General features: G+C 60.3%; 15 protein-coding genes. 9 read left to right on the top strand and 6 right to left on the bottom strand.

Going from position 1 to position 19,094, the window contains the following annotated elements; all coding sequences use genetic code 11:
• Positions 1-134: 134 nt before the first annotated feature.
• Positions 135-419 (top strand): DUF4258 domain-containing protein, encoded by a 285-nt coding sequence (locus tag DSHI_RS22415; RefSeq protein WP_157865439.1) that lies wholly within the window; start codon positions 135-137, stop codon positions 417-419.
• A 167-nt stretch (positions 420-586) separates the two neighbouring features.
• Here the strand turns inward: DSHI_RS22415 and DSHI_RS18530 are convergent, their stop codons facing one another.
• The gene (locus tag DSHI_RS18530; protein WP_012187138.1) at positions 587-919 is read right to left on the bottom strand and encodes a type II toxin-antitoxin system PemK/MazF family toxin; all 333 of its coding nucleotides are present in this window, start codon (positions 917-919) and stop codon (positions 587-589) included.
• A complete protein-coding gene (locus DSHI_RS21905; RefSeq protein WP_012187139.1) occupies positions 910-1,128 on the bottom strand; it encodes an antitoxin MazE family protein in 219 nt (72 codons plus the stop codon). Before DSHI_RS21905 ends, DSHI_RS18530 begins: the two co-directional genes overlap by 10 nt.
• A 98-nt stretch (positions 1,129-1,226) precedes the next feature.
• Here DSHI_RS21905 and DSHI_RS18525 point away from each other — a divergent pair, with 98 nt between their 5' ends.
• Positions 1,227-2,522: an MgtC/SapB family protein gene (locus DSHI_RS18525; RefSeq protein WP_050757916.1), complete on the top strand. Its 1,296-nt coding sequence runs from the start codon at positions 1,227-1,229 to the stop codon at positions 2,520-2,522.
• A 367-nt stretch (positions 2,523-2,889) separates the two neighbouring features.
• Here DSHI_RS18525 and DSHI_RS18520 read toward each other — a convergent pair whose 3' ends face one another.
• Both DSHI_RS18520 and DSHI_RS18515 read right to left on the bottom strand, forming a co-directional pair.
• Positions 2,890-4,092 carry an IS91 family transposase gene (locus DSHI_RS18520; RefSeq protein WP_012187141.1) on the bottom strand — a complete coding sequence of 401 codons (1,203 nt, stop codon included), beginning with the start codon at positions 4,090-4,092 and terminating at the stop codon, positions 2,890-2,892.
• A gap of 12 nt (positions 4,093-4,104) precedes the next feature.
• Positions 4,105-4,977, bottom strand: a complete 873-nt coding sequence (locus DSHI_RS18515) for a tyrosine-type recombinase/integrase (RefSeq protein WP_012187142.1) — start codon at positions 4,975-4,977, stop codon at positions 4,105-4,107.
• 785 nt (positions 4,978-5,762) lie between these two features.
• Between DSHI_RS18515 and DSHI_RS18510 the strand changes: the two genes are divergently transcribed.
• From DSHI_RS18510 to DSHI_RS18480, 7 genes are all read left to right on the top strand, one after another.
• The gene (locus tag DSHI_RS18510) at positions 5,763-6,692 is read left to right on the top strand and encodes a DUF2493 domain-containing protein (protein ID WP_012187143.1); all 930 of its coding nucleotides are present in this window, start codon (positions 5,763-5,765) and stop codon (positions 6,690-6,692) included.
• A 538-nt stretch (positions 6,693-7,230) separates the two neighbouring features.
• Positions 7,231-7,437 carry a hypothetical protein gene (locus tag DSHI_RS18505; RefSeq protein WP_012187145.1) on the top strand — a complete coding sequence of 69 codons (207 nt, stop codon included), beginning with the start codon at positions 7,231-7,233 and terminating at the stop codon, positions 7,435-7,437.
• Between the two features lie 563 nt (positions 7,438-8,000).
• Entirely contained in the window at positions 8,001-8,582 is a 582-nt protein-coding gene (locus DSHI_RS18500; RefSeq protein WP_012187146.1) for a helix-turn-helix domain-containing protein, read from the top strand.
• Positions 8,569-10,902: a relaxase/mobilization nuclease domain-containing protein gene (locus tag DSHI_RS18495; protein WP_012187147.1), complete on the top strand. Its 2,334-nt coding sequence runs from the start codon at positions 8,569-8,571 to the stop codon at positions 10,900-10,902. The genes DSHI_RS18500 and DSHI_RS18495 overlap by 14 nt, the downstream gene beginning before the upstream one ends.
• 8 nt (positions 10,903-10,910) lie before the next feature.
• Positions 10,911-12,914 (top strand): type IV secretory system conjugative DNA transfer family protein, encoded by a 2,004-nt coding sequence (locus tag DSHI_RS18490; RefSeq protein WP_012187148.1) that lies wholly within the window; start codon positions 10,911-10,913, stop codon positions 12,912-12,914.
• A gap of 261 nt (positions 12,915-13,175) precedes the next feature.
• Positions 13,176-14,876, top strand: a complete 1,701-nt coding sequence (locus tag DSHI_RS18485) for an RNA-directed DNA polymerase (protein ID WP_012187149.1) — start codon at positions 13,176-13,178, stop codon at positions 14,874-14,876.
• Positions 14,869-16,419, top strand: coding sequence for a DNA polymerase (locus DSHI_RS18480; protein ID WP_012187150.1), 1,551 nt, complete (start codon positions 14,869-14,871; stop codon positions 16,417-16,419). Before DSHI_RS18485 ends, DSHI_RS18480 begins: the two co-directional genes overlap by 8 nt.
• 315 nt (positions 16,420-16,734) lie before the next feature.
• Here the strand turns inward: DSHI_RS18480 and DSHI_RS18475 are convergent, their stop codons facing one another.
• Both DSHI_RS18475 and DSHI_RS18470 read right to left on the bottom strand, forming a co-directional pair.
• Entirely contained in the window at positions 16,735-17,652 is a 918-nt protein-coding gene (locus tag DSHI_RS18475; protein WP_012187151.1) for a pPIWI-associating nuclease domain-containing protein, read from the bottom strand.
• A gap of 360 nt (positions 17,653-18,012) precedes the next feature.
• Positions 18,013-19,089 (bottom strand): TrbL/VirB6 family protein, encoded by a 1,077-nt coding sequence (locus tag DSHI_RS18470; RefSeq protein WP_012187152.1) that lies wholly within the window; start codon positions 19,087-19,089, stop codon positions 18,013-18,015.
• Positions 19,090-19,094: the final 5 nt, after the last annotated feature.

Raw genomic sequence — 19,094 nt, 5'->3', positions numbered from 1 at the left:
AAGGGCGCGGAGACGATCGGCGAACTGGCCAATCGGTTCGGCGGGCATCTGACGATGATCCATCAATGAAAACGGGCTTTGCTCGAAGGCGCATTGGGCCTTCGAGCGGGGCAGCCGGAAAGCGCAGGAGGTCGATGAAACACTACTATGCGGACGTCAAAGGTTTGGGCAATGTTGCCGTTAGCCGCCATGCTCAGGCACGTATGGCTGACGACGGTATAACTCAGGAGAATTTTGAAAGAGTACTTCTCAATCCAGTCCGGCCAGATGGTCAGGACGGGATAGGTGTCGTATGGAGAGAACGCGACGGCCTGAGGATTGTCATTCTCACTGATCCCACTCCGAATATGGGTGCTGTGCTCGTCAAGACCGTCTATCGTGTAAAACCCCAAGCAAATGCTCTCAGGTCAACTCGATGAGACGGGATTTCTCATTCCCCTGACCTCAGGAATGGCTTCGTTGCCTCTATTGCTGCATCGCTACTCGGTCCCATTTCGACGATAAGCACCATCGGTGTCCATCTTGGTCGTCTCCGTTGCCCGCGCCTTTCCCGCAATATAGGGGCGGTCGGGCGCTATCTCTCCCATTACCCCGTCACACCCAGAAACAGCGCCAGCGCCCGATTTACTTCGAGCATAACGGTATCATCGAGCTGGCCGAAAGCCCCCCGAAGTTTGTCCGTTCGGACAGTCATGGCTTTGTCGATCATGATTTGCGACGTGGCGCGCAATCCATTTTCCGACGCGGGCTCAACCGTCAGCCGGATCAGCGGCGCATTGACGAGCGTGGACGTCACCATAAGGATGGTCGTGGTGGCCGTGTCCGGAAACCGGTCGGACTGAATCACAAGCGCGGGATGCGGCTTTCCGTGGTCGCCTTGAAGGGCGACCGTCACCAATTCACCGCGTCTCAATCCCATCCGTCCATATCAATCAAGGCGGCATCTATGAAGCCGTTCAAGCCGACGTCGGCGCGATCTGCTTGGGCTACAAGCGCCGCCTGACGGCGACACTCGGTTTCGAAACCGGGGCGGCGGGTATCTGGCACCCAGATTTGAACAGGACGCAGACCGGCGGCTCGCAAGACATCGCGGCGCTTCTTGACACGTTGAGAAACAGGGGTTGGCATAGCAGTTCCTTTCTTGTTACATGTAACAAAATAGATCGTTCAGTTCAAGCCTGTTGGTTCGTGCTGCGACGCAGGAAACCGACAGTCAGGGTTCTTTGATGGAAACAGATCCGGAGGCATTCTATGTATTGATCGAAGCCCTCGGAATTGGGCTCCTGATCGGCATTGAACGTGAACGCAGCACTCACAAACCAAGCGAGGGTGCATCGACAGGTGTTCGGACTTTCGCTTTGGCATCACTTATTGGCGCAATCAGTATGATGACGGGTGGTGTTCCCCTGCTGATGGTCGCTGTAGCTACTGTTGCGATCATTCGGATCGTATCGGTTGCCCAACAATCTGACCCGAATATTGGCCTTACGACCAGTCTGGCGCTCGTTTCTGTCGTACTTCTCGGGGGCTTCGCAACGGAAAAGACAATGCTTGCGGCAGGTGCTGCTGTGGTCATCGCGTCATTGCTTGCAGCGCGTGAGATGTTGCAGGGATTCAGCCGCTCGATTCTGACGGCCGCTGAGCTGCGGGACGGTCTCATCCTTGGTGTGTCGATCCTAGTGATCCTCCCAATCCTGCCCAGCCTAGAGATCGGTCCCGGCGGTGCACTCAATCCACGCAACCTTTTCATCATCGTTGTCGTCATTATGCTGATTGGCGCAGCGGGTCACATTGCAACACGCGTCATCGGGGCGCGCCTCGGCTTGCCGATCAGCGGGTTCCTGTCCGGCTTCGTGTCAAGCACATCGACAATTGTAGCACTTGGTCAACGCGCCACCGAAAAGCCGGAGGACGCCCGAAGCGCCGCTGCGGGGGCGACGCTTTCATCGGTATCGTCACTTATCCAGATCGGAATTATCTTGCTGGCACTGAGCCCTGCCATGTTTACAATGGGTCTTCCTTTGTTGTTTGGTGCGGCTGGCGCAGCCGCACTTCACGGTGCTGCGATTTTCTTTCTAGCCTTGCGCCGAAAAGTAGAGCCAGCAGTGCTGGAACTGCCCTCGCAGGTCTTCTCGATCAAAGCAGCAGCCGGTTTCGCGCTCATCGTTGCGGTTGTCATGCTAACCTCTGCGACGCTCAATGATGTGTTCGGGAATACAGCAGTGCTCGCGACTGTCGCACTTGCCGGACTGGTTAGCACAAATTCCGCAACTGTCGCTCTTGCTTCGCTTGTAGCCGCAGGGCAAATCTCGGCCGTTGATGGAGCGCTGCCGCTGGCTGCTGCGCTGAGCGCAAATACCATTGCTCGCCTCTTGATTGCATGGCGCGGGAAGAACGTCACTTTCCGAAGAATCGTTGCATTCGGTCTTGTGCTCCAGCTCGCAGCACTCTGGTTATCTTGGTGGCTTGCTGCGCTTCTTCGGTCGTGGTTTGCCGATTGGTCCGCGATCATTTCTCAATAGATCTAATAACGACTGTTTTGGCATTCGCGGAAAGCAGTCCTTCGGGCAGCCGCAGCGAATGCACCCTTTGTCTAAGGTTTGTGGCTGCTGTCAGCGTGAGCTGCAGCGGCGACAAATCTGACAAGGAGGAAAGCGCGGGCGGATCTCGGAGCTATGGGGATTGAGCGTTACGGCTGCATCGCCTGAGGAGCAGAGCGAACCACATTGTGATGACAGGCCGCGCAGATAAGTCGGTTTTCCCAACAGGACACGGCCGACCAGTGCTCCGTCCTGCCGCTACTGGCCTGGTGCAACGCGGGGTCTGGTGAGGTGGCCGCACTGACTGGTCCGGTGTTTGCACAGGAAAGCGCCGGGTTTTTGCGTCGTATCATGCGGCGTTCTCCCGTGGCGGTGCGCGGGATCTGGGTGTTTGGCCCCGTGTGAAGGTCTCGATGACGATCATGGCGCCGTCGCACTTTGGGCAAGGCTGATGGGCATCAAGACCTGCGGGGTTGTCACTTTCCCCCTCGACTGGCGTTTGGCCGGGTTTTGGTTCTGTATTGAGCAAACGCCTGATCTCCGCGATCCGGTCACGACGGATTCCATTGGCCAGGAACCCTGTGTGGCGGATGCGATGGAAGCCAGATGGCAGGACATGGATCAGGAACCGCCGGATGAACTCGCCCGTGGGCAGGCGCATGACCTTCATCCGGTCGCCGCGCTTGATGCGGTAGTCTTTCCATCGGAACGCGACGGTCTCGGCATCCGCGCTGACGAGGCGGTGGTTCGAGATCGCGACCCGGTGGGTGTATCGGCTCAGATAGGCCAGCACCGCCTCTGGCCCGCCGAAGGGTGGCTTGGCATAAACAACCCAGCTGGCTTTGCGCAGCGGCGCGAGATGGGAGGCGAAGGCATCGGGATCGGCCAGTCCGGCCAGTTCCCCGAAGAAGGCCAGCTTGCCCGTTTGGTGCAGTCTGATCAGCCCTTCGAGGAACAAACGCCGGAACAGCTGCGACAGGACCTTCACCGGCAGGAAGAACCCCGGGCGACAGGCGACCCAGCGGGACCCGTCCGGCGACAGCCCGCCACCCGGCACAATGACATGCACATGCGGGTGGTGCGTCATCGCCGAGCCCCAGGTATGCAAGACCGAGGTCATACCGATCCGCGCACCAAGGTGTTTTGGATCGGCCGCAATGGTCAGCAGAGTCTGCGCGGATGCCTTGAACAACAGACCATAGACCTCCGCCTTGTTCTGGAAGGCAATGTCCGCAATCTGGGCCGGCAGCGTGAACACCACATGGAAGTATTCAACCGGCAGAAGGTCTTCGATGCGCGCCTGCATCCAGTCTTTTGCGGTTGCTCCCTGACACTTCGGGCAGTGCCGATTGCGGCAGGAGTTGTATGCAATGTGCTGGTGATCGCACTCTGTGCAGGCAGCGACATGCCCGCCGAGAGCGGCGGTGCGGCAGTTCTCAATCGCGGACATGACCTTCAACTGTGGAAGGTTCAGGTGTCCGGCATGTTCGCGGCGATAGGCCGGCCCATGATCGCGGAAGATATCCGCGACCTCCAGTCTGGGACGAGGCATCGGATCCGGGGTCTATCCGGCACCGGCCTCCCGTCGCACCAGCAGGTCGAGCGGGCTGGTCACATCCCGGATCGTCTTGATCGCCACCTTGGTATAAATCGTTGTGGTCTCCAGCTTGGCATGGCCCAGCAGCACCTGGATCACCCTGATATCCGTCCCTCCCTCCAGCAGATGCGTGGCAAAGCTGTGTCGCAGCGTATGGGGCGAGACCCGCTTCTTGATCTCTGCAAAATCACAGGCCACTCCGAAGGCCCGGTTGAACTGCCGCGTCGAGATCGGGTCGACCCGGTTGCGGCCCGGGAACAACCAGCCCGCTGGCCGTGCTTCGCGGTAATAATCGCGCAGCAGCACAAGCAGGCTCGGCGACAGCATCACGTGGCGATCCTTGCGGCCCTTGCCTTGGTCGATGCGGATCAGCATCCGGTCGCTGTCGATGTCGCCGATCTTGAGATGTGTGACCTCGCTCGCTCGGAGCCCGCCACCGTAGGCCACGCTGAAGGCAGCCCGGTATCTCAGCCCCGGTCCAGGTGCCGCTTCGAGAATGCGGGTGACCTCCTCGGCGCTGAGCACAACCGGGATCTTCTTCGCCGCCCTCTGATACCGCATGTGCCGCTTCATCTCCGGACGCGGGCAGGTGGTCGCGTAGAAGAAACTCAGAACCGTCAGCCGGTTGTTGAAGGTCGGTGCGCCGACGCCCTTCTCCTTCATGTCCAGCTGGAACGCGCGCAATTCCTCGGGTGTCGCGCTATCCGGCGAATGCCCCAGAAACCCTGTAAAATCGCGCATCGCCCGCAAATACATCGTCTGGGTTTTTGGCTGCAGCCCCTTGATCCGCATATCTTCAATAAAACGGCGGCGCAGCGGTGGGATATGTTGCTCTGACATTGAAACCTCCTGTCGTCAGATTGAGAAGGCCTCAATCGTCCGACAGGTTGGTCAGTTCGCAAAATCCATGCAGTTCACATCAGCACGCAACACCCACCACAAGCACCAATACCGCGAGAGCGGTTTCGTCCTTGTCCGCATCTTACCAGTTCGTTCGTCCCGCAGCGAAGTTCCGCTTTTGACCTCTACAACTGAAACTCAGAATTCCCCCAGTCTTCTTGAGGAAAGCAGTGCTAACTTGCCTTCCGGCCTCCCCAGCTCGGCTTCGCGTGTCGCAGGGGAGAGAACGGCCCTTCGGTCCGTCGCGCATTCGGCCATGCGGCCTCACCGCGGCGTCGCACCCAGGCCCCCGGTTTGCCCGCCTCGCGAGCACGTCCCTCCCCGGCCGCTCCGCCGGATTGCGCTCTGGTCTGTTTTGGCCTGAGGCCAAAACGATCCCGCCGCTTCATCCGTCTCCCGCGTCCGGTCGGGCCGTTTGCCTGCTCAGGTCGGGCAAACCTACCGTCAAAACACACACACATGAGCGCGGAAGCATATCCTCCGGATGGCCCCCAAATCAGCCCGCGTCAAGGATCGCAAAACTTTTCGGCGAGGACGGGGCCTTTGGCGCGGGGCGGTCCCGTGCGTGAGGGTGCGCGTGTGTCGGGTGTTGCGCAGGGAAAACTTTTGCGCCCGGCAAGCCGGCGGCTGCGCCGTCCCTGACCCGGGCAGATTCGGAAACCAGGCATTCGGCCATGCCCCCACACTCACGTGGTGGCCTTGCAACCGAACACTGGAGACCAGACATGGCTTACGACACTGCAAACACCTACGAGACCATCGAGCTTTTCGGGCTGAGCGAGAAGGACGCACAGCTGCCGATCCCGGAAGATCACATCCTGACCGACCACATCATTCGCGAAAGCTTCGAGGCTTTGCTCGGGCAGTTGCGCGGGACCGGGCTTGAAGCCGAAATCGAACCGCTGGCCCATGGGCTCGCGACGATCCTGCAGCGCCGCAAGGTGGCGCTTGGCAAGGAGGTCGACCGCACCGCCGACAAGATCGGCGCGCTGGCAAAATCCCACGACGGATCGGAGATCGCCGAGACCGCGCTCGAAGAGGCGCAAGCGCGCTTTGTGCAACTGCGCGAGATTGTCGGCGCCATCGAGGTGATGAGCGAGGCGGCGGCGGAATGTTACGAGATCGAAACGGGCCACGCCTTCATCCCGGCAGCCGGGTCGCGCGCAAGCGTCCGGGCGCAGGAGACCGGGGCGGTCTTCGAGGCGCGGCAGCTCCTCGAGCAGCACGACCGCGAGACCGCCGAGAAGTCGAAAGTCGAGGGGGTTCCCCTGATCGTCTCAGGCGCCACCGACTGGACCGATGTTGATGTGATCTTCAACACGCTCGACAAGGTTCGCGAACGGATCAAGCAGAACCGCAACCAGGAGATCTTCCTCTGCCACAAGGGTGGCAAGCACGGGGCGGAGATGATTGCGGCTCGGTGGGCTCGGGCACGCGGGGTCGCACAAGCGCGCTTCGATCCGCGCTGGTCCGCGCACGGGCGGGCGGCACCGTTCAAGTGCAACGACGAAATGCTGGACGACAAGTTCGCGGCGACGGGGGTTGTTCTCTTCGGCGGCAACGGGGTCGCGCTGAACCTCGGGCAGAAGGCGGAAGCGAAAGGCCTGACGGTCATGCGGGTTGCGGACCCGGCGAAGAAGACTGCGCAGGATTGAAGAGAGGGGGTCGCGCTTGGCGCGGCCCTTTCGTCATGTCTCATGGCGAGTGCGATTGGTCGTGCGTGATCGGCAGTCTGCGGCGGCCAGCACCGTTATCCCTCTACCCGGTCCGTCAGCGTGCGGCCCATCCGCATCGGTACGGGCTGGGGATGGTGCGCACCTCACGCACATCGTCAGCGGGGCAAGACGCGAGGGGTCGAGACTTCGCATTTGAGGCTGAAGACCAGCACGACCCTCGGAGGGTGTTTCGGAACATCGCATCCACGCGGGCGGGCTCCGTCAGTACCCCGGCCAGGATCGGCGGGACGAGGACGCGGATGCTGGCTGCGGCGTGATGGCAAGGGTCATCCGGGTCTCTCCTTTTTGCTCATAGATGTGGATCGCACGGGGTCGGCCCGTCCGTGCCCTCAGCTCACGCTTCGGCAAGCACAAATACGGCTTCCACGGCTGGCCGCGGACCCTCCGCATTTGCGCTTGCGACCGAGCCTCTTGCCCCCGTGCCGGGTGATCCCCATCGCAACAAGGAGTAACCCAAATGACCAACCACTACGTCGCCACCGTCGCCGTCAAGTTCACCGATACCGATGGCCAGGAGCGCACCCGTTTTCAGCGAGTGGGTGCGATGTTCCGCAACACCCGCAACGGGGACGGCTCGGAGTTCTTCAGCCTCAAGCTCGACTTCCCGGTCGCGGTCTCGGAGCTGGTGATGTTCCCGCCGAGCGCGAAAGATCCCCAGGACTAAATCCTCTGACGAGGATGGGCCGCCCCAGGACGATCTTGGGGCGGCCCGATCCCTGTTCCAGGGATGCCGGTTCCGGCGCGCGTGATCGCCGGCAGCGACCCCTCCTTGGTGCCGGCCGCTGCGCGTTCAATGGACGCACTCCCCCCGGAACGATCAGGCCGCGACAGACCGGCCAGTCAGCCTCAAGGGGGCCATCCACAAAAACCTATCGGCCAGGGCCTCCCGGTTTTTGCGGCAGAGATTTGGCAAGGCAAATCTGGCCCTCCTTGACCCTGCCTGTCCGCCATGTCGCTGGGGTTTGCGCCCGCCCGCGGTTCCGTCCGAACACATGCGTGTTCGGCCAGACCTTCGGGCGGGGCTGGTGGATGGGACCCCTAGGACAGGTGGGTCGCCCGGTGGTGAGGGCGGCAGAGCCGCGCCCCTGCGGGCCGCGGCGTGAAGCGGACACCAAGGCTGCCTGAGACTGAATGCAACGTAAGTATATAATTGACAGCTAGGTATATTATCGTAAGGTGGGGGCAGCCTTGGTGGAAGGTGGCAGGAAATAGGGGGGCTTTCTTCGCATGTCGCGCTCAAAACGTCTCACAGATGCGGACCGCATGGAGATCGTTCGCGAAGCTGCGGAAGGTGTCTCGACATCTGTGCTGGCGGAGCGGTTTGGAGTGTCGCCTCGGGCAATCCAATACACCTTGAAAGCTGATGCCGAGCGCCAGACGGATGCCGCGATCCCGGTCTCAGCGGTCAGTGTGAAGGTCACGGCTGCGGAGCTGGCGGCGCTCGACGCGGTGTTGGCGAAGGCGGGGATCGAAAGCAGGGCCGAGGGGCTGCGGCGGCTCATTCAGGCGGCAGGCGGGGTGTTCGTTCCGGACGCGCAGATGGCAGCTGAGATGGCGCGCTACCGCGCCTCGCTGCACGAGGTCGGCAATGGGGTCGCGCAGATTGCCAAGCAGATGACGCAGGCCAACCGGCAAGGGCAGGGGGCCGGCTCGGAGTTCACCGAATTGCGCCTCGCACAGATGCGCGGGCTGGCGCGGTTCATCCTGGATTCCGCTGACGAGATCGACCTGCTCCTGCGCCGTCGTCGGGACGCGATGCAGCTGCAGGCCACGGCCGCGCTGAGGGAGTTTGCCCATGCGGCTGAATGATGCCGTCCATGCCGTCACGGGCGAGGTCTTTCGGGATGGCTGGAGCCGCGTCCGGGGCTCAATGCAGGGGCTGCACGTGGCCAAGCAGACCCAGCTTGTGCGCGCGGCAGCAGGGCATCGGCCAGCAGTCTTCAAGGCGATCCGGGGCGGGGGAACGCATACCAAATCGCAGCTCGCAAACCAGCTCGATTACCTCACCACCAAGTCCACCCATATCGTGGACAGTAGCGGGTTCTTGGATGGCAAGACGAAGCTCGAGGCGGGTGACATCAAGGATCTGACCGAGCGCTTTGCCAAGCGGTGGGATGCGGGCTTCAAGCCCAAGCTTGGGCAGACCACCCACATGCTCATGTCCTTCCCAATCGGCACGCGGGGCGAGGATGTGCGCGACATCGCGACGGATGTGGCCGAGCGGTTCTTCCAGACCGACGCGGGGCATTTCGACTACATCATCGCGGTGCATGAGGACCGCGATCACCCGCATGCGCATTTGGTGCTGAACCGCCGCTCGCAGGAAGGCGAGTTCTTCTTTCTGGGGCGCAACCACCGCTTCAACTATGACGACTTCCGCCTCGCCATGGTCGAGGAGGCCGAAAAGTATGGCGTGCGCCTGGAGGCCACGCGCCGGGTGGATCGCGGGGTCGTGCATTACCCGGCCCGCACTAGCGAGGTCTATGCCGCGAAAGAAGAGGGTCGCGCGCCCCGCGAGCGCGAACGCGTGGGGCAGGACCTGACCCGGACGCTGGCGGAGATCGCCAATACCAGAACCGTCTACCATTCGCTTGCCGCAGAGGCCTCCCGGGAGGCCCGGGAAGACATCGCCGCGGCACTCTTCCGCGCGGGCGAGGTGCTGGCGCATGGCGGACAGATGGACCGAACAGGAGATGTGTATATGGCCGAGGATCAAAGCTTCGAGGATCTGAGAAGCCTCTATGCGGAAAAGCTCGCGCGGGTGCAGGGCATGATCGCCGAGAAGTCTGACGCGGAACGTCCCGTGCTGGAAAAACGCCTTATCGAGATCCAGACGCAGGTCCAGCACATGCAGCCCTTGGGGCTGCGATCATCCACGCTGTCAGAGACCCCCTCGGAAGGCGGGATCTATTCCGAAGCCAATATCGACGCCAGCCAGCGCGAGCGACTGGCCGAGCCCGACCTGAGATCGCGCATTGACGCGGCACTACGGGGCACCGCGATCAGCACATCGGAAGTGGTGGCCCGGATCGAGACGGGCGCCTCAAATGCAGCGCTCGAGCATCAATGGATCGCCAATGATCTCTCCAAAGTGGCTGAGGCGCGCGATCTGAACCTCGAACGCCGCGCCGATCTGGAACAGGCGCGCGACATTCTCAACGATGTGCACGTCGAACTTGGCACGCTCTTGGAGCGGGAGAACGTGCTGCGCCGGGATGGTGTCATGGAAGCGGAACCGGTCAGCGAGCAGTTCCATTATCATGAGGACGCGGTCCGGGCGATGGAAGGGACAATCCGTCAGGAGATGCGCGCAGACGGCCTGACCGCGCAGCAGATCGAGGACCGGGACTGGGAGGTTGTCTCACGGGCGGAGCGCCGGATCGAGACGGAGCAGCGTGCATATCTCGAGGCACACCCGGATCTGCTCGCACGCCCTGGCGATGTGATTGACCGGTCTGAGCCTTACAGGGAGACCATTACCGATGCGGCCCGCGCCAGCGAGATCACCCGTGAGGTCGACCGGATCATGGAGGCACGCGACGTCCGCACGCCCGTTGCAGATGCTGTCACGGATGACTTACGAGCGCGCTATCCGGACATGCCGTCCCACCTCGCCCGCGGGCTTGGCGCGACCTATGCGGCCGTCGTCGAGATCCGGGACACGGAGGCCATCAATCAGGTCCGCCGCGAAAACGAGATGCGCGACGGGCTTGGGTCTGGCACGCGCGACGACATCATCGCGACCCGCGATGAAACTGCGCCGCAGTCTGACCGTGCCGACCGCCTTGCAGACGAGATTGCGCGTGTCGTGGACCATGAACGGGCGGGGGAGTTGTCCGCGCCCTTCGAGACCGAGGCGGAGCGGGACGCCTTCCGCGGCGAGATCGCGCGGGTGCTGGACGTTCGCCAACTAGACCGGCTCACATCCGGCGATGCCGATGCGCTGGACAAGGTTCTCGAGGACCGCCTCGACCGGCTCTATGTCGCCAAGGTCTACCTGCAATCGGATGCAGCGACGGCCAACACGGAGGCCTTGCGCCAGGTGGTCGATGATCTTGCCGACACCGAATATGAAAAACACCGCACTGGCGATGTGGATGGCGAGATCGAGCGGGGTCAGGTCCATTGAGCGCCGCCATGGGAAAAGCGCGGATCGCCACAGGGGTCTTTCTGGTAACGCTGGTGACCGGGGCTATGGGCTATACCATCGCCTCGGCGGTGCTGACCTACCAGGATCTCGGGTTCGGGGCCGAGATCGACTTTGCCTATATCGCGCAGAACTACATGGCGATCCTCGATCGCCGCCCGGAGGATGCGCAACTTATTCACCTGATCATCGGCAGCTTCGCCGCCGCCGGGCTGATGCTGAGCCTCGCCCTCTCAGGGTCCGCCCTGACACGCTTTGGCCAGACCCATTGGCAGACCGCGCGCGAGATGAAGGCCAATGGGTTCTTCGGGGCGCCCGGCACCGGGTTCATCCTCGGCAAGCTGGGGCCGCCGGGCTCCCGCGCCAATTACATTTGCTCGAAGGTTTTTCCGCATGCGCTGATCGTGGCCCCCACGGGCCGAGGCAAGACCACGGGCTTCGTCATCCCGAACCTGCTGACCTGGCAAGGCTCCGCCGTGACGCTCGATGTGAAGGGCGAGTGCTTTGAGGCCACGGCCCGGCACCGCGCCGCCCAAGGCGACAAGGTCTATCGCTTTGCCCCCACCGATTGGGAGGGCAAGCGCACGCATCGTTACAACCCGCTCTTGCGCATCTATCAACTGAAAGACCCCGCCCGCCAGCAGATGGAATTGCAGCTCCTGGCGACGCTCTTCCTGCAGAGTGACAACGACCGGGTGCAGGGCCTCCTCAAAGGCGGAATCGATCTCTTCGTGGCGGCAGGCCTGCTGGCCTTCCAGCGCAAGCGCCCCACCTTGGGCGAGATCTACCGCATCGCCGCCTCGGGCGGAAACAAGCAGAAGGAGTATTTCGCGCGGGGCCACGAGGTCGACAACAGGGCCGCCAAGTTGATCTTCACGCGGCTGGCCTCAACCAACAACGATACGCTGACCTCCTATGTCTCGCTCCTGATGACATCGGGGCTCGATCAATGGCAGAACCCGGCCATCGATGAGGCGACGGCGGTGTCGGACTTTGATTTCCGGACGATCCGCAAGAAGCCCTTCTCGGTCTATCTGGTGGTCCAGCCGCTGATGGTGAAGCCGCTGGCGCCGCTGATCCGGCTCTTCTTCTCCGATCTTCTCTCCGCCATGCAGGAAAAGGATCCCGGGCCGGATGAACCCTGGCCCGTGATGATCATGCTCGACGAGTTCAATCGCCTTGGCAAAATGCCCATTGTGGTAGAAAGCATCGAGACCCTGCGCACCTATCGTGGTCACCTCGCCGTGGTCACCCAAACCATCCCCGCCCTCGATGAAATCTACGGCGAGAACACCCGTCGAGCCCTGCAGGGCAACGCGGGCGTGAAGCTCTATCTGACGCCCTCCGATGAAAAGACCGTCGAGGAGCTGAGCAAAGCGGTCGGCAAGACCACGAAGACCGTCGTCACGCGCTCGCAGTCCATCGGCAAGAACCCCTTTGAAGGGCGCAGCCAATCCACGCGGACTGAAGAGAGCTCGTTGTTGCCCGAAGATGAGGCGCGCCGCCTGCCGCTCGATGAAATCGTCATGGTCATCGATGCCCAGATGCCGGTCCGTGCAAAGCGGATCCAGTACTTCGATGATCGGCTGTTCAAGGCGATCCACGCGGCGCAGACAGGGGAGTTGCCGTTTCCGGAGCCGGGGGGAGGGGGGCCGCAAGGCACGCTGCCGCTGAGCATGCGCGCCATGCCGATGACACCGCCCGCGAACGGACCAGGTGGGTCTGACGCCGTTGTGGAGACCACACGCCAAGAAGCGGGCAGTCAACCGTCAGGGCAAACCGACGTCGCCCTAAAAAAGACCGCGCCCGTCGTTCTAGCCGTTATCGCCGAGGAACAGCGACAGATGGAAATGGATTTTGGGGGCCAGGTTGCGGATGCCGAGACAGTGGGCGTGGATGATGAAGCTCAGTTGCGCTCTGCTGTCGATGGCTTGGACGACATGGAGGCGATGCTGCAGGAGGGCGATGGCGGTGAAAAGCTGGTTGCTCGATAGGGTGGCTAGCATCGCCTGTATGTCGGGGAGGACGGAAGCCGACCTCTGCTGTTGAATGGACGAACGGCAGCTATGCGCAGCTACCGGATCTGAAACCGTCAGGTGGACGAAACCAGCGAGGCTACTAAGGGCGATAGCTTGGTTGACATTGAGGTATGCGGTCTAAGCAAATCCGGCTGGCTCTTCTGCGTGGGCACGGTAGAGTAGCAAAATGCCTCCGAAAGGCGATGTGAATTTGTTTCCGAAAGAGAGCCATCGTTCGTGTCAGATTACAGTCAACAAGGTGATGACGCCGAATATACACTAAGTGCTGAATTTTGGGATAAGGGGCAAGCCCTTGGCTTTCCGATCCAGTTTGATCTCGTGCTCAAGCACCTACGACAGGACATGAGGGACGACTGGTACTTCGACTGCCTGCAATATGACGATATATTTAAGAATCCGGACGAGGCCAAACGCATCGTCCTTTCTCTACTGCAGGAATGGAACGGTGTGTACCTCGGCACCCGCAGCGTTGTCCGTAACATTCCCAAGAAAGGCTATGGGGAACGCTACGGTCTGGAAACCGATTTCTTTGATAGGTTTGTCTATCAGGCGATCTGCACCTTCCTTATTCCTTACTATGACAGTCTGCTCAGCCACCGAGTGCTAAGCTACCGCCACGACTCTGCGCCGCAGAACTCCAAATACTTGTTCAAGAACAAGATCGATCGATGGTTCACATTTGAGGGGATAACTCTTACGTTCGCCCGATCGAACCAGCATCTTCTGGTGACCGATCTCAGCAATTTTTTCGAGAACATCTCGCGAGAGCAGATCATCGCAGCCTTGGAGAAGGCTATACCAGAGATCGTGGCGACGGGCCCTGAAAAGCTCCAAATTCGCAATGCTATCCGTACGTTGGACAGGCTGCTCGAACAATGGACGTTCAGCCGCGACCATGGTCTACCACAGAACCGGGACGCATCTTCGTTTCTTTCCAACATCCTGCTCTCTTCCGTTGATCGCGAAATGGCCAAGAAGGGTTACGATTACTACAGATACGTGGACGACATCCGCGTTTTGGCCGACACGGAGATCCACGCGCGCCGCGCACTCCAGGATATTATCAGGGAGCTACGGAAGGTCGGCCTGAACATCAACGCGAGTAAGACCGAGATATTGCCGCCTAACGCTTCACTAGAGAAGTTGGTCGCCCACTTCCCTTCGCAAGACAGCGCGACCACCGCCATTAATCAGATGTGGCAATCTCGGAGCCGCAGAATTGTGACCCGTTCTGTTGAATACATCTTTGGTATCCTGACCAGCTGCATTGAAGCTGGTGACACTCAAACGCGACAGTTCCGCTTCGCGGTAAACCGCGTGGCCCAGATTGTGGAATCTGGCCTCTTCGACGTCGGCGACGCACTATCAGCTTCACTGCTCGATACGCTTTCCCGCTCGCTTTCGGAGCATGCTGTATCCACAGATCAATACTGCCGGCTTATTTCAACACTAGACCGAGATGGCCAATGCCTTCCGGCGCTGGAGGGGTTTCTGTTGGCGGAGGACCGAGCCATCCACGATTGGCAGAACTACAACATTTGGATGCTGCTTGGGTCGAAGAGACACCGATCGGATAGGTTGGTTGATCTCGCCGCTAGGAAGCTCCACGAGGACATCAGGTCCGGCGAGGCTGCTGCCATCTTAATCTGGCTGCGGTGTGTCGGTGAGACGGCACTTATCCGCGGATGCATCGAAAAGTTTAGCGAACTGCCTTATCAGAACGCCCGCTATCTCTTGATTGCCTCCTCGGTGCTTCACAAAGATGACCTCAAGCCGCTCTATGGCCTTGTGCCTATCTGCCTCAAGGGCACAGGGCCAAGAGCCGAGCGTTACACCAGCGAGGAAGGTCTTCCCTTTGCAAAACGGGAAGCGCCCGATCTGCTAAACCTTGTCGACGAGGTCAGTGAGTATGATTGACCAAGCTTGGAAACTGCTCCTCTTCTTGAAGGACTTTACTGGGCGGGGCGAAGACAGCTTCTACTGGTTTGACGACGGACAGCTGCTCGAAACTGACGCCCAGGACGTCGTCAGATTCTCCGGCGCCGTAGTCTGCCATGATTTCTGGATGATACGTGATGTGTTGTTCGATAAGACGAAAACGCTGCCAAATACGGTAATTGATCTCGACGAATTCCGGATATCCACCAGTGGAAACCCTGAAGATCGTTTGGCACGCGAGAAGCACGACGTAACCGCTGTTCTTGAACAGTATGGTGCCGAGCAGGAGGTGTGCTCCGCTTACAAGCGGATGTTCAATAAAGGCCTACCGTTCGAGCCAGGTGTCGCGTCCAAGGCGGCAGAGGCGCTTGCGAAAATGTATCTTGCCCTGCTTGAGCGCGCGAAGCTTACAGGCGAAGCGGAACGCTTCCTTACTGTTGAAGTACCGGTCTACCGGTTGCTTCAAAGCGCGATGGCCGTTGGCATCATGGTCGACAGGCAGCGATTGTCGGAGATGCGCGCCGAGGCGGAACATGACTACTTCACGTGCCTCAAGAATTACTCTGCGAAGCACGACATGCCGTTGGAAACTCCAAACAGATCGGCGCTGGAGGAAAAGCTGCGTGCGGATGGGTTCGAACTGGACGATGTTTCGATCGAGTATCTCCTCGAGTACGTGCCGCACCAACGGGACTTCGGGAGCGACACCATAGCCCTGCAGGCGGCGGACACCGCACGGCGGGTGCTGGGTTCGCTAGCCCTGTCGACCACAATCATGCGGCCAGTATTGGATGTATTTGGTTCCCGCACCTCGCGCATCCATTTGCGCAGCCCCAGTCTGCAGAACATGTCAAAGAAATATCGCGGCATCATTGCCGGTCGCGAGGGTGCTGAGTTGAGCTACGTGGACTTCGATCAGTACGAGGTCGGGATAATGGCCGCGCTCTCAAAGGATTGCGAGCTGATGAAGCTCTACGCTGCAGGTGATATGTACGATCTTTTCGCCACCACGCACCTTGGGCTTTCAGGGAACAGAAAGGCTGCCAAGCAGCTCTTTCTGTCCTACGCCTATGGGATGAGCAAGAAGGCCTTGATCGACGCAGCAGTTTCGCTAGGCGTAGATCGGACTCGGGCCAAGAATGCGTTCGGACTATTCGCGCAGTACGAGACCTGGAAGAGGTCGGTGTGGGCCGATTTCCAAGCCAACGGCCGTGTGGCGACCTTGCTCGGCAACCACTATCTACGCGAGCGCGACGGTCCGCTGACCGCTAAAGAACAGCGATCTTCTGTGAGCCAAGTCGTACAGGGGACGGCGTCCCTCATCTTCAAGAGGGCGCTGCTGGACGTTGGCAAATTAGACGACGTTACCATCGTCCTTCCGATGCACGACGCGCTACTCTTCGAACATACGTCGGCAGATACGCCCAACAAAGTTGTGACGGCATTCGAAAACGCAATGACGAACACACTGGGAGGCGGGGTGAGGGGCAAGGCGTCTGTCGGCGCTTTCGCAATGGGCTGAACGCGCACCAGTGTCGCGTCAGCCTCGGACAGTTGGCTCCTTGTGAGAGCCGTAGGCAAAACTCCGCTGTCAGATGCCATAGACTGAGACCGGTCATCCGCAGCGAATGGCGCGAACGCCAGCAAAGGGCCGACTTTGTCAGACAGGTGTGGCCGGCGTTTGTAGTGGGGCCGAAGTGCCGCAGGGCGGGTTCGAGCCCTTTCACGACGTTCGTTCAGCCCTTGCTCCACACTTAATTCGATACCGGCCAGATACAGGGAACACTTCACCGGCTCTTTCATCACCCCTTCGGGTGGATACATTTTCCGTGACAGATCAGGCCGCCATCTGCAGTGTCTGCGGGATGATATTCCAAAGGAAGGTAATGGCACCCTCCACGCGCTTTCGGATCGCCAGAAGCTGGGCATGGGTGAAGCGGCCCGAAGAGCCGTGGGTGCCATCGTTGAATACCCGGAAGAGCTGGACAACATTCTCCAGATCTTCTTCCACGAACTCTTCCAGCGTCTCGTCCTGCATGCCGTTCTGGTATAGGAAATAACGGATTTTCGCCCGGCGTGACGGTGCTCCCGAAGGGATGGTGTCACAGTCGGGCATGGCTTCCAGCACCTTCTGGTTAGGCGCGAAGCTGTCCAGAATGGTGGTAAGTAGCTCACGGGCGCTGGTGCAGAAATGCCGCGCGGCATCAGGGTTGCGCGGATTCAGTGAAAACAGCGCGCCGTGCCAGCGATCCAGCGCATCACCAGATAGCTGTTTCAGGATCGGATCAAGCTCGCTGTCCTGCAGTTCGTCCTGCCCTTCCGGATCGCTCGGATTGTCGAGCAGGGCATTCATGACACTGGCGCTGTTCGTCGCCTCACGCTCCGACAGATCAAGAATAGTGTCGTAGTTTTCAGAGTAGGCGCCGGCATCCGCACGCGCCTCAAGGCGCGAGTAGGAGTGCTGAACGGTATTCATCGAGCTACGCAGGGTGACGTAGCGCGGTTGGCTGGTGGAGCTTGACAGCTTTGCCAACTCCCTCTGTAGCTTCGCGCGGTTCTGCTGCACACGGGTGTTGTGTGCCCGCGCCGAAGAATTATAGCGGCTGACGGCTTGGTTATACTCGTTCACGACCGTGCGGACCTTCTGATTATGCGCACGAACGGCAGAATTGTAACGGTTGACAGCCTGATTGTATTTCGACTGCGCTTGGCGCAGTTGACTGCGAAATTGCGAAGGTGTGACTTTGCGCACCATAGTCGAATCCCCACCAGATAAGCTAAAATAAAAATATATCACCACTATATGTGGGAGTCACGCGACTTAAGAAAGTTAAACCGGGATGAATGCCGGCGGGGCAACCCATACCCGCCACTGGCAACGGCCCTCCCCCTGTCGGTTGCCCAGAAGATGGCAGCCAACATGGCCGAATACGTCACCCAGTCGCTATAATCTGGATGGGTTCTGAGGCCGTTTCCGCGGCACTCTGCACCAATGACCGTATTGTCCGGATCGATGACACATCTCGGCTCGACATGCTGTGGGGGGCGTCGATTGGCTGCTTCGGACAATGCCGCTGCGCGGCATTGTCGATGTTAGACTGACGGCTTTGGACCGTCACCGTCGTCCAAGCCGTCCCAGTCTCGCAAGCTGCGCCAGCATTTTTGATCCCGAGTCTGCGGATCCTGTGCCGCCTCCGGAACCCGTCTGCTCCATGCCTTGCCGCATTGGCATTTGCTGCACGCCAAAGAACTGGCGCGCTCGGATGGCCGCGTATTCTGCGCCGCTTGCGCCTCCAATTAGGTAGCGGTTGTAGGCCTGCTGGCTGCCCATGGCGGCGCGAGCGAAGTTGTATCCGCCACCGAGACCGCCGGAGAGCGCCGGCATCATGATGTTGCCGGAAATCGCGCGGACGATGAAGGGTGTTGCGATTATGAACCCCTTGGCCATGAGCACCATCATGAAGAAAGGTATGAGCGCGCCGATGTTGGAAGCCCCTTCCGGATTACCCAACTCGCCTATGAGAGCCGAGGCCACCCCGGTGACGGTCGCGAAGACCCCTGCGACCACGATAGGGTAGATCGCGAAGGAGATAAGCGCGGATAACCAGCGCGCGAAATAATCCTTGGTGACCTCGAAGAGGGTCAGGAAAATCATCACCGGGGCGATTCCGATCAGAAGCGCGATCATCAGTCGGGAGGCCACGAGGATGAAGGCGGCCAGCCCTCCGAGGATCGAGAGCAGAAGCACACCGACGATGTCGAGCATGGCGCCGGCCATCCAGTTCAGCTCGGACCCGGCAGCGTTCAGATAGTCGCCCAGCTCCGCGATCAGCCGGTCGAATTCTTCAGCGAAAGTTCCAGAGGGCCCCGGACTGCCGCCGCCGACCGAGGCCACCAGCGCGCCCGCGATACTGTCGATCCCATAGAGAATGGCAGATGAGAACGCGTTGAACTGCATCCAATTGGTCGCGAATATCCCGATGAGTCCGATCTTGACCGCGAGCCAGAAGGCTGTGTGCCCATCCATGGCCCGATATTGATAGATCATGTTGATGCCGACGAGGATCACCACCAGCGTTGTCCCCAAAACCAGGAGCGTGCCGACTGTTTCCGCAACCGCACCAAACTGGGTTTCGGCAGCGGTGTCGAGATAGGCCTGGGAGGTTTCAACGAAATAGGTGACGACGCTCATCGCGG

The sequence above is a fragment of the Dinoroseobacter shibae DFL 12 = DSM 16493 genome, from assembly GCF_000018145.1.
In the GTDB taxonomy this organism is placed as follows: domain Bacteria; phylum Pseudomonadota; class Alphaproteobacteria; order Rhodobacterales; family Rhodobacteraceae; genus Dinoroseobacter; species Dinoroseobacter shibae.
The sequence above is the reverse complement of the archived record's forward strand: the minus strand, read 5'-3'. Positions and strand labels throughout refer to the sequence as shown.